11 protein-coding genes are annotated in these 11,675 nt (G+C 44.0%); 5 read left to right on the top strand and 6 right to left on the bottom strand.

What is annotated here, in order from left to right:
• Positions 1-28 precede the first annotated feature (28 nt).
• Positions 29-409, bottom strand: a complete 381-nt coding sequence (gene gcvH / locus KI743_RS02580) for a glycine cleavage system protein GcvH (protein ID WP_032552610.1) — start codon at positions 407-409, stop codon at positions 29-31.
• 55 nt (positions 410-464) lie between these two features.
• Positions 465-1,760, bottom strand: coding sequence for a serine hydroxymethyltransferase (locus tag KI743_RS02575; RefSeq protein WP_032552609.1), 1,296 nt, complete (start codon positions 1,758-1,760; stop codon positions 465-467).
• Positions 1,761-2,182: 422 nt separating this feature from the next.
• Here KI743_RS02575 and KI743_RS02570 point away from each other — a divergent pair, with 422 nt between their 5' ends.
• The 3 genes from KI743_RS02570 to KI743_RS02560 all read left to right on the top strand — a co-directional run bounded on the left by KI743_RS02570 (position 2,183) and on the right by KI743_RS02560 (position 5,712).
• The gene (locus KI743_RS02570) at positions 2,183-2,806 is read left to right on the top strand and encodes a helix-turn-helix domain-containing protein (RefSeq protein WP_032552608.1); all 624 of its coding nucleotides are present in this window, start codon (positions 2,183-2,185) and stop codon (positions 2,804-2,806) included.
• Positions 2,807-3,273: 467 nt separating this feature from the next.
• Positions 3,274-4,407, top strand: coding sequence for a glycine cleavage system aminomethyltransferase GcvT (gene gcvT / locus KI743_RS02565; RefSeq protein WP_150869640.1), 1,134 nt, complete (start codon positions 3,274-3,276; stop codon positions 4,405-4,407).
• A gap of 213 nt (positions 4,408-4,620) precedes the next feature.
• A complete protein-coding gene (locus tag KI743_RS02560) occupies positions 4,621-5,712 on the top strand; it encodes a trypsin-like serine protease (protein ID WP_285464708.1) in 1,092 nt (363 codons plus the stop codon).
• Here the strand turns inward: KI743_RS02560 and KI743_RS02555 are convergent.
• The gene (locus tag KI743_RS02555) at positions 5,692-6,003 is read right to left on the bottom strand and encodes a hypothetical protein (RefSeq protein WP_285464706.1); all 312 of its coding nucleotides are present in this window, start codon (positions 6,001-6,003) and stop codon (positions 5,692-5,694) included. The genes KI743_RS02560 and KI743_RS02555 overlap by 21 nt on opposite strands.
• Before the next feature lie 199 nt (positions 6,004-6,202).
• Here KI743_RS02555 and KI743_RS02550 point away from each other — a divergent pair, with 199 nt between their 5' ends.
• Positions 6,203-6,520: a helix-turn-helix transcriptional regulator gene (locus KI743_RS02550; protein ID WP_032552943.1), complete on the top strand. Its 318-nt coding sequence runs from the start codon at positions 6,203-6,205 to the stop codon at positions 6,518-6,520.
• A gap of 39 nt (positions 6,521-6,559) precedes the next feature.
• Here the strand turns inward: KI743_RS02550 and arfB are convergent, their stop codons facing one another.
• Complete coding sequence (arfB, locus tag KI743_RS02545) at positions 6,560-6,970, bottom strand: alternative ribosome rescue aminoacyl-tRNA hydrolase ArfB (RefSeq protein WP_150869726.1); 411 nt, start codon at positions 6,968-6,970, stop codon at positions 6,560-6,562.
• 86 nt (positions 6,971-7,056) lie between these two features.
• Here arfB and KI743_RS02540 point away from each other — a divergent pair, with 86 nt between their 5' ends.
• Positions 7,057-7,662: a beta-phosphoglucomutase family hydrolase gene (locus tag KI743_RS02540; RefSeq protein ID WP_285464704.1), complete on the top strand. Its 606-nt coding sequence runs from the start codon at positions 7,057-7,059 to the stop codon at positions 7,660-7,662.
• A 115-nt stretch (positions 7,663-7,777) separates the two neighbouring features.
• On the opposite strand, the gene KI743_RS02535 is transcribed toward KI743_RS02540, so the two are convergent.
• Together KI743_RS02535 and KI743_RS02530 are read right to left on the bottom strand one after the other, a co-directional pair.
• Positions 7,778-9,682: a sensor domain-containing diguanylate cyclase gene (locus KI743_RS02535; RefSeq protein ID WP_285464703.1), complete on the bottom strand. Its 1,905-nt coding sequence runs from the start codon at positions 9,680-9,682 to the stop codon at positions 7,778-7,780.
• A gap of 196 nt (positions 9,683-9,878) precedes the next feature.
• Positions 9,879-11,627 carry a formate--tetrahydrofolate ligase gene (locus tag KI743_RS02530; RefSeq protein ID WP_285464702.1) on the bottom strand — a complete coding sequence of 583 codons (1,749 nt, stop codon included), beginning with the start codon at positions 11,625-11,627 and terminating at the stop codon, positions 9,879-9,881.
• Positions 11,628-11,675 lie beyond the last annotated feature (48 nt).

The raw sequence follows: 11,675 nt of genomic DNA, 5'->3' as shown, positions 1-11,675 counted from the left end.
GCAGCTTTATCGTATACGGGCTACCTAATTAATCTTCGTCGATTGAGTTTAGGTATTCTTCTGCATCTTTTAGGTTGTCTAGTTCAGACGCGTCAGCCATCTTCACTTTAACAATCCAACCACCTTCATAAGGTTCTTCGTTGATTAGCTCTGGGCTATCTTCTAGCTCTTCGTTGATTTCAACGATTTCACCAGTGATAGGAGCGTAGATGTCAGATGCTGCTTTTACAGACTCTACAAGAGAGAAGCTTTCACCTGCTTCCACTTCGTCTTCTGTTTCTGGTAGGTCAACGAATACAACGTCACCTAGCATCTCTTGAGCGTGCTCAGAAATACCGATAGTTACAGTACCGTCACCGTTGTCTTTAACCCACTCGTGGCTGTCTGCAAACTTAAGTGTATTGTCCATTGCTTGTTCTCCAAAAATTTATGAGGTGTTAATTTAAAAAATAAAAAGTGTTCGATTAACGGTAAAGCGGGAAGCGCTTGCACAGTTCTTTAACTTGCTTGCGAACGCGTTGCTCAACTTCAGCGTTACCTTCAGGGCTTTCAACAAGGCCGTCTAGTACATCGCCGATCCACTCACCGATGAGTTTGAATTCTTCAGCGCCAAAACCACGGCTGGTTCCAGCTGGTGTTCCTAAACGAATACCAGAAGTAATCATAGGCTTCTCTGTATCGAATGGGATACCGTTTTTGTTACATGTGATCCCTGCACGCTCTAATGCTTCTTCAGTTACGTTACCTTTCAAGCCCTTAGGACGAAGGTCAACCAGCATTAAGTGTGTGTCTGTCCCGCCTGTCACAATGTCACAACCGCGAGTTTGCAACACTTCAGCAAGAACTTTTGCGTTATTGATCACTGATTCGATATAAGTATTAAATTCTGGACCTAGAGCCTCACCAAATGCGACTGCTTTAGCAGCAATAACGTGCATTAGTGGACCACCTTGAAGACCTGGGAATACCGCAGAGTTAATTTTCTTGTTGATATCTTCGTGGTTAGTCAGAATCATACCGCCACGTGGGCCACGCAGTGTTTTATGCGTCGTTGTTGTTACGACGTGAGCGTGAGGAAGTGGGCTAGGGTGAGCACCTGTCGCGATAAGACCAGCAATGTGTGCCATATCTACCATTAACAGTGCGCCAACTTCGTCCGCGATTTCACGGAATTTAGCGAAGTCGATAGTACGAGGAATTGCACTACCACCAGCAATAATCATTTTTGGTTTGTGCTCAACAGCAAGCTCGCGTACTGCATCGTAATCGATTTCTAGCGTATCGCGGCTTACACCGTATTGAACCGCGTTGAACCATTTACCAGAAAGAGCAGGGCGTGCGCCGTGAGTTAAGTGGCCGCCTGCATCAAGAGACATGCCTAGGATAGTGTCACCTGGCTGTAGAAGAGCCAGTTTTACAGCGCCGTTAGCTTGTGCGCCAGAGTGAGGTTGAACGTTAGCGTATTCACAGTTAAACAGTTTCTTAGCGCGCTCAATCGCGATCGCTTCTACTGTATCTACGTGTTCACAACCACCGTAGTAACGACGACCAGGGTAACCTTCAGCGTATTTGTTGGTTAGGCAAGTGCCTTGTGCTTGCATAACTGCTTTAGAAACGATGTTCTCAGAAGCAATTAGCTCGATTTGTTCATTTTGACGTGCGTTTTCAGCTTGGATTCCAGCGAATACTGCGTCGTCAGTTGCCGATAGGTTAGTAGAGAAAAAACTGTCTAAGCTATGGTTTTGGTATGCGTTGTTCATTGTCGAGACCTTTCAATTAACTAATGGATATTGTTTTTATGTGTCCATTAGGTCTTGCGTTGGTTTCTGCATTGTAATCGTTTGCGTCAATATGGTGCTAAAGCCTTTGATATTGAGTGCAAGCGACCAAACGTAGGGTCAATGCAGTGCGAAATTGGTTCCCCTAAAAGTGGGGTAAAAACAGCTGCTTTAAATGTTAAATCTATCATTTATTGCAAGCTGAAGTAGCATCTCTTCATCTAACAAGTCGATAACATAACGCCGTTAAATCCAATTTTCAATAAAAATTTCCAATAGGAAACAGATTTTCTTGTTTTGCTACTGGGAGCACGCTTTATTTTCTTGCGTGGTCTTTAATCAACAAAGCGCTTCGTGCAACAATGAATTCCATAGACAGGATGCAGAAATAAAACGAGGGACCTATGTCAGAAGACATCTATGATGAGTACCCATCTTTGACACTGGCGAAAGAGACGCCAGACCAAAACATTGAGCCGCTAAGATTAGGGCAGCGCATTAAAGATATCCGTAGCAAATTGGGTATCACACTAGAAGAAGCGAGCCAAAGAACAGGCCTTGCGCGTTCTACGCTCAGTAAAATTGAAAACGAGCAGATATCTCCTACCTTCCAAGCAATGCAAAAGCTAGCGATGGGTTTGCAGATAGACATGCCGCAACTCTTTGAACCGCCTAGAAAAAAAGTTGCTACTGGTCGTCGTGATTTAACCAAAGCCGGGCAAGGTAAACCGCATCCAACTCCAACCTATGAACATGAGCTTCTGGCTACGGAATTATCTAACAAAAAGATGATGCCATTTAAGAGCCGAGTAAGAGCAAGAGCGTTTGAAGAGTATAACGATTGGGTACGCCATGATGGGGAAGAGTTCCTGATGGTGATCTCAGGCGACATCATGTTCTATTCAGAGTTCTATGAGCCTATCCCGATGAGTGAAGGAGACAGCATGTACTATGATGCAAATATGGGGCATATGCTGATCTCTACCAGTACAGAAGATGCTCTGATTCTGTGGGTGACTGCAAAATAAATGTAAAGTCTTTAAATTTCTTATAGTGAAAGCAAACGTTTGCTTCTGTGGTGAACGTCTTTAAATTAGCGTGATATAGATGGTAAAAGCATCAATATCACGCTTTTTTGTGTCTGCAATATTTGTTTTAAAATTGTTAAATGTCACATTTTGGACTGTTTTGATCTTGTTAAGGGTGTAAAACTGATTCAGGCTTGTTTACTATAGTGAACACGGTTTACTCATGTTGATTGATGTTTACTGAAGTGAATTCTTGGAAGGTGACCTAATTTGTCCATTTCGCTATCTTTTTAGGTTTTCTATATAGAGCACTCTTCTTATATAGAAAGACAACAGATAGAGGCCATACCGCCACCTCCTACTTTCTTACTGTTCTCATCTTTACTATTAGATAGAGAGCAACTCTACAAAGAGATATAAGCGGCAGCGTCGATGTTGGATACCTGCAACGCTTCATGGAGAATAAAATGACTCAAGAACAAGCAACTCAAGACCTGTTAAAAACACCTCTGCATGCACTGCACGTAGAAGTTGGTGCAAAGATGGTTCCTTTCGCTGGCTACGATATGCCAGTTCAATACCCACTAGGCGTTAAGAAAGAACACTTACACACACGTGATGCAGCAGGTCTGTTTGATGTTTCTCACATGGGCCAATTGCGTCTTCACGGTGAAAATGCAGCAGCGGCTCTAGAAACTCTAGTTCCAGTAGACATCATCGACCTACCTTCTGGTAAGCAACGTTATGCGTTCTTTACTAATGAGCAGGGCGGTATCATGGATGACTTGATGGTAGCCAACCTTGGCGACCACCTATTTGTTGTGGTAAATGCGGCTTGTAAAACACAGGACATCGACCACCTGACAGCACATCTTCCAAGCGATGTAGAGCTTGAAGTGATCGACGATCGTGCTCTACTGGCATTACAAGGCCCTAAGGCGGCAGAAGTTCTGGCTCGTTTCCAACCAAGCGTAGCTGAGATGCTGTTCATGGACGTGCAAAAAGTAGATATCGACGGTGTTGAGTGCATTGTAAGCCGCAGTGGTTACACGGGTGAAGATGGCTACGAAATCTCTGTACCAAACGACCACGCGGACGCACTAGCTCGTAAGTTAACTGCAGAAGCTGAAGTAGAGTGGATCGGTCTTGGCGCTCGTGACTCACTACGCCTAGAGTGTGGTCTATGTCTATACGGTCATGATTTAGATACAACAACGACACCGGTAGAAGCAAGCCTACTATGGGGTATCCAGAAAGTTCGTCGCACAGACGGTGAGCGTGCTGGTGGTTTCCCTGGTGCAGACATCATTCTAGATCAGATCGCAACCAAAGACGTTCAACGTAAGCGCGTTGGTCTTGTTGGTCAAACTAAAGCACCAGTTCGTGAAGGTGCAGAGCTGTTTGATGCCGAAGGCAACAAAATCGGTGTGGTAACAAGTGGTACCGCAGGCCCTAACGCAGGTAAGCCTGTTTCAATGGCCTATGTACGTACAGATCTTGCTGCAATTGGTACAGAAGTCTTTGCGGAAGTGCGCGGTAAGAAACTGGCAATGACAGTAGAGAAAATGCCGTTTGTACCTCAACGTTACTACCGTGGCTAATCGTTAATATTTTTTAACCGATTGTTTTTCGCATTCCCCTTATCAACTGCTATTCATATGGTGGATGGTAAGGGGTTTTGCTTTTTATATAACTTATTGATCATCTTGGGGACACATCACATTTGATCGATTGATTAGTTAATTTTTTATAATTTAAGCCGCTATACTGAAGATTAATCAATAAGAGTATCCTGAAGGTGTAGGAGAGCGGTAATGAAAAGCACACTATCGAAGAAGTGGAGATGGATAGGAGCACTTCCTTTGATTGGAAGTTTTGCAGTGTGCGCTGATACAGTCACAGCAACAAGTTCGAATGTAGATATCTCACCTTATATTGTTAATGGAACCAATGCTTCCACCTCAGATTTTCCCTCAATTGCTAGCCTGTTTATAGACAGTTTGGAATATGACGGCATTTACTTTACGGACCCGTATTGTGGGGCAACCATTTTAGACACTCAGCACATATTGACGGCTGCACACTGTATTTATGGTGATCAGCGAGCGCAATTGTTTACGGTTGTGGTCCCTCAGCTCCAAGATGTTAACCAGTACCCATATGGCTCAGCCGTGCGTCATCGTATCTCTGAGGTTTATTACCACAATGGTTTTGACAATAACCTGAGCCAGCTACTGCAGAATGATGTTGCTATTCTTAAATTAGCCGACCCTATGAATATTGATTCTATTAATGATGTCGTTAAGTTGCCCGAAAATGAGGACTACCGAAGTCAAGTAACAACGCCTGAGTTTGTCGCGATCGGACATGGAGATACTGTTTCTGGATTTGATAGCACCAAGCTTTTGCAACGTGTGGATTTGAACTTAATTACTAACCAAACATGCAGTGGCTTGTTTACGAATGGTGCGTCGTTAACTGATAATCAGGTTTGTTTTGATGGCGATTACAGCCCAATAACCCGACTAAACGGTGGTACTTGTCAAGGTGACTCTGGTGGACCAGTTTACTGGCGCGATGGTTCGGATTATGTACAAGTTGGCATAACGAGTTTCGGGCCGAGCCAATGTGGCTACACTGGTGGCGTAACCGCTGTGTTTACAGAGATCAATGATTTCAATGCATGGATTACGAGTGTCATCAATGGCAATGAAACCCCGAAAGCAACATCAACGGATTTAAAACGTACCGCTTACTTAAGTCAACACGGCAGTATTCAAACTGTCAGCAACTCTAGTGAGAGTAGTAGTGGTGGTGCGTTATCAACCTTATGGCTTGGAGTTCTTCTCGCACTGGGTTTGAGAAGAACTCGCTCTACTCGAGTCTTACAGGGTTCGCGTCGCTAACCCTGCCAACAACTCATCAATCTCTAAGATCGCTTTGTTTATGTGTAATACACCTAACTGAGCGATCTTTTTCTCTTCTGGTGTCAATGAATTAAAGCCTTTGTCCACTTCTGCTTTGGTTAAGCTGTGGCTGTGAAGTAATAACTCCTTATAAGTCAGTAGCCTAAATTGAACTGTGGTGATTTCTGCTACTGGGTTTCGTGTGTCTAGCAACTGTTCAATACAGGGAAATATAATTTTGAAGCGATTGGCAATGTCGTTTTTTGCATCGCTAGTATTTGCATTTTGCAATTTATTTGCTCTTCCCGAGAGTGGTTTAAGTTTGTTTATTAATTGCGCTAAATTTATAAACTAACACAAGTTATTTGAAATATAACGTTTTTTAGGCGGAGCATCATATGCTACTGGGCGTTTATGTAAATAGTTTATGCCCAATTTGGTCTGCTTTTTGCTGAAAATAGGACATAAGTGTCTTTTGAGGGCCGAGAGTATGTCAAATGAACCTATTGTGTTGGCAATTATTGAACGAAGAAAACGAGCCAACCTTTCACAAGAAAAACTCGCTTCGATGGCTGGGATGAGTTTGAAAACATATCAGCGGATTGAGAGAGGCGAAGCCGATATTAAAATGTCGCAATATCGCTCCCTGACGCGTTCACTCGCGATTTCAGATTTAGATGTGGTGATGGATACGTTAGAAGCTACTCAAACAACGGTTGACGATGTGGCTGCTGTTTCTCGGTTGTTAACTGGCGAGCAAAGAAAGCTGTTGATCAAGTTGATCTTATCGTTGACTAGAGGGGCGTAAACTTGAGAGCTAAGCCGGTACAAATGAGTTAAACGTTGGTTAACTCACTCGGCCACGCAGTTGTTTGGTGTTGCTGCGCTGTTTTTTCTTTTCTAAACGTCTCTTCTGAGAAGCTTTAGTGGGTTTGGTTGCACGTCTTGTCTTTGTTACCTTTGTTGCATCAAGGATCAAAGCTTTGAGCCTATTGAGTGCATCCTCTTTGTTCTGCTCCTGCGTTCTAAACTGTTGCGCTTTAATGATGATTACACCCTCAGAGGTAACACGGCTGTCCTTCAAAGCCAGTAGCCTCTCTTTGTAAAAATCAGGTAGGGTAGAGTGCTTGACATCAAAGCGAAGGTGGATTGCGCTAGACACCTTGTTCACATTTTGCCCGCCTGCACCTTGGGCGCGAATAGCGGTAAGTTGAATCTCCCAAGATTGTATAGAGACGTTATTCGATATTTGTAACATAACCATTGATAAACATAAAAAATGTTGGCTCATGATACTCGTAATTGGTTATGGTATCAGTAGTTTTATTTTAGAGTGACAAAGCGATGACGATTGATCTAACCAAGTATGACGGCTTAATTTTCGATATGGACGGTACTCTCATTGATACCATGCCAGCGCATATCCAAGCATGGCAGCAGACAGCCAATCACTTTGGTTTTGAATTTGAAGCATCTTGGCTACATAGCCTAGGTGGCATGCCGAGCTACAAAATAGCGGGTGAAGTAAACGCAAAATATGGTTTGAGCTTGGATCCGAAAGCAGTATCAGCGTTCAAGATGGATGCCTTTGCCAATATTGAAAATAAAGGTGATGTGATCTCTTGTACCCATGATTTACTGTTAGAGCATTATGGAGGAAAACGACTTGCGGTAGGTACGGGCAGTCAACGTAAAAGTGCAGAAACCTTACTTGCTAAAACCGATATTTTGCCAAAGTTAGATAGCTTGGTTACAGCGACTGACGTGGAGCGTCACAAACCAAACCCCGATACGTTTTTGGATGCGTGCAAAGGTATGGGGCTGTCACCAGATCAGTGCGTTGTGTTTGAAGATACAGATTTGGGAAAACAGGCGGCTCATGCAGCCAATATGGACTGCATCATGGTAGTTGAAGGTAAGCAGTTGATGTTTTGTCCAAGGCCGGATTAATACGGTTATGGTGGGATGAACTAAGCGGTATTCATAAACGAAAATGGCTCTTACTTCTACTCTCTAAAACGGAGAGTAAAAGTAAGAGCCATAATTATATCTAGTCATTTATGTGCTAAGCGATTTGCTCCATTTCACTATCCAGGAACAAGCAGATGTTGTTTCTTCCGTTTGCCTTTGCTTCATAGAGGGCTAAGTCTGCACATTTGTAGCTGAGTTTGGAGTCATGCGTTACGTTGGTTACGCCGCCACTGACTGTGACTTGATCATCAAGCTCGAGCGATATTGCAACTCTCAGGCGATTAAGCACACAGTAGGCTTCATTTGGTTTGGTATGGGGTAGGACAATGCCAAACTCTTCGCCACCAATGCGCGCAACAAAGTCGGTCTCACGACATTCTCTTTGTAACACGCCAGCCACGACCTGAATCACCTTGTCGCCATAGTCGTGTCCAAACTGATCATTGATGCGTTTGAAGTGGTCGATGTCGACAATTGCTAGACAAGACTGTTCAAACTCAGGGTAACGAGCGACACGGTTACACTCATCACGTAGCTCTTCATCAAATTTACGGCGATTCCAACAGCCAGCAAGTGCGTCTTTCTCACTTAAGTTACGCAGTTTGTTTTCAAGCTCTTTGCGCTTACTGATATCAACGAACGATGCAACATAGAATTGAATCACGTTGTTTGAATCTTTGATCGTCTGGATTCTTAGGATTTCTGTAATTAGGGAGCCATCTTTGCGACGGTTTATCACTTCGCCTTCCCACATGCCACGCTCATTGATGATCGCCCACATACGCATGTAGAACTCTTGGTTGTTTTTACCAGAAGCGAATATCGAAGGTTGTTTGCCTTTAACTTCTTCAAGCGTATAGCCACTCGCACGGGTGAACTCACGATTAACTTTAACAATACGATTATTACGATCCGTGATAACTAAGGCCGACATTCCGTTCATCGCCGCCTTAGCGAGTTGACTCTCGATGCTGTTCTTCTTGTGGTTAACGTTCCATGCAACGAAAACACCAGATACGATTGAGATGAGTATAGAGAGAGTCACTATCTGAATAATGATTGCTGTATATTCTTGCTGGTATTGTGCACTAAGTTGTTGGTTATCGACGTGCAATACCATATGAACAGGCCCTTCCAACTGTTCAATATTAGGGCTGATATCCGCGTAAAAATACCAATCTTTTCCATCAAAGTAACTGCCACTGCGCTGCTGTAGAATCTCATTCCATAGCTCTGGATGAGTAACTGCATAGGTATTATCGGCACGGGCATCGATGAGGTGACCAAATGCTTGGTCTGGTTCCGGCGACATCAATATATGGCCTGAACCATTAATTAGGATCGGCTGCGCCAGTGATGAGCCAAAGGTGTAATGAAGTCGGTCGTAAATCTCGACCATGTTCAGGTTAACAATGAAGTAGCCTACAATGCTGTCATCTACTGCGACGGGTGTCATGATTCGTAGGGCAGGAAGCAGGGGAGTCACTGGCTCACCGTTTTCATACTCTAGGTCAATACCAAAAGACGCAATCTCACCAACTTTAAGTTGCTGTAATGTGGTGAAATAGTCACGAGACGCCTTGTTTTGCAGCTGACTATCAGGGACAACGCGTGCCTCACCATCTTGATAATTGATACGTATTCTTTCATCACCCTTAAGATCTAGGTAACGAAGTTGCGAGTAGTACTTTTGACCATTGGCTAGCATCAGCCATAGATCTTGTAGAGCGTGGATGTTGTCGTTTGAAGGCGATTGTATGGCTCGTTTGAGTGTCGTTGATTCAGCAATGGTTGGAATGGTGTTAAAAACTTCACGTATGATCAAACCCAGCTCGTGAAAACTGTATTCGATTTGATTTTGGCTGGCCTGTTTTATGTTCGTGTCATATTGCGCTTTTATACGGTCAAATTCGGAGTTTATATATAGCGCGGGAACTATTCCTAGGGCTAGGACAGTACAGAGAAATTGGCCTGCGAGTTTTTTTATGCTTGCTTTCATTACAATCCCCAAAGAATCAGCGCAATACTATAGATTTAGTGGGGTTATTAATGTGATCTTTACCCAGAACTGATTAGGTAAATTTCCTAGTTGAGAGGTATGTGTGCAATTTGTTGCTTTTGCATGCAAATTGCAGCTTATCTTACATTCACCGTGACGATAACCTGCAATTTGCTGTTTTGAGCATCTATAAATGCTAACTTAAGCCTATGATTTCACCATTTTCATTAATGTCTAAAGACATAAACGCTGGCTTGTCAGGAAGCCCAGGCATGGTCATTACATTCCCACATAGTGCATAGACAAATCCTGCCCCTGCGCACAGCTTGAGCTCTCTCACAGGAACATCAAACCGAGTTGGTGCGCCTTTAATGTGTGCTTCCGTTGAAATCGACAATGGCGTTTTAGCGAGACATACCGAAAGGTGGTCAAAACCATGTTTTTTAAACTCTACCAGTTGCGATTTTGCTTTGTCAGACAAAGTTAAACTTGATGCGCCATAGCCAACTTCTGCAACAGCCATGAATTTCTCTTCGAGTGAATGTTCTGTCGTATAGAGAGGTTTGAACTGTGCCGGAGTTTTACAAGCGGCGACGACAGCCTTGGCTAAGTCAACTGCTCCTTCACCACCTTTACCGAAGGCTTCACTGACTGCCACCGAAACAGTTTCGTCGTATTCACTAATTAATGAGGCAAGTTGCTCAAGCTCTTGTGTTGAGTCTTGTGGGAATCGGTTAATGGCAACCACTACAGGAACGCCATATTTCTTAACGTTATTGATATGCCATTTAAGGTTTTCAAAGCCCGCGACAAGAGCATGTGTGTCGTCGTGGAAGATCGAGTCTGGGAGAGGAGTGCCCGGCCTCAAGTCGTATAGACCCGAATTAGCTTTTAGGCCTCTAAGCGTTGCTACAACCACTGCGCAGTCTGGTGACTGTTTGGCCGCAGTAGCTTTGATATTGCACGCCTTCTCAAAGCCCATATCAGAGCCAAAACCACCTTCAGTTACGACGTAATCTGCAAGTTTCAGTGCAATATTGTCTGCAATGATCGACGAGTTTCCGTGAGCAATGTTGGCAAAAGGGCCTGCGTGAATCAGGGTAGGTACGCCTTCTAACGTCTGCATCAATGTTGGCTCGATAGCGTCCTTCATGGTTACAGTCATTGCACCAGCGACTTGGAAGTCTTCAGCCGTCAGCGGCTCACCGTTTTGATTGTAAGCTAATACAATGCGTCCGATACGTTTACGTAGGTCTTGTAAGTCCTCTGCGAGCGCGAGAATTGCCATAAGCTCAGAAGCTGCAGAAATATCGAAGCCGTCTTCACGTTCAAAGCCATTAATGGTTTTACCTTCTTCGTTTTGACCGACGGTAATCATACGTAGTGCACGATCGTTATGATCGAGGACTCGTCGCCAAACAATGCGCTTAGGGTCAATATTGAGCGCTTTCAAACCAGAACGTTGCTCAAAGGCTTCCGCTCCTTCTCGCTGCTCATGATACAAACGAGCGTCGATCGCTGCCGATGCGAGGTTATGGGCCGCTGTAACAGAGTGAATATCTCCAGTTAGGTGTAGGTTCAATTGTTCCATTGGGGCTACCTGAGAGTAACCACCGCCGGCTGCGCCGCCTTTGACACCAAATACAGGCCCCATTGAAGGTTGACGGATACAAGCCATTGCTGACTGATTGATTGCTGCTAAGCCTTGGCTCAAACCGATTGTCGTCACAGTTTTCCCTTCACCGAGTGGTGTTGGTGTAATCGCAGTAACAAGGACCAGTTTACCTTTTGGTTTCTGTTCGAGACGCTTTAGGCTTTCTAGAGAGACTTTTGCTTTATGTAATCCGAGAGGTTGGAATTCGTCAGTGGTTAAGCCTGCACCGAGAGCAATATCACTGATGTTTTTAAGTGAAGCAGAGCGGCAAATTTCAATATCAGACAGCATATTAAATCCTTATGTTGAAACCGATAAGGTGGTACGAAAACGTTTGCG

The organism is Vibrio sp. D420a (genome assembly GCF_030248625.1).
Lineage (GTDB): Bacteria > Pseudomonadota > Gammaproteobacteria > Enterobacterales > Vibrionaceae > Vibrio > Vibrio fortis_A.
The sequence above is the reverse complement of the archived record's forward strand: the minus strand, read 5'-3'. Positions and strand labels throughout refer to the sequence as shown.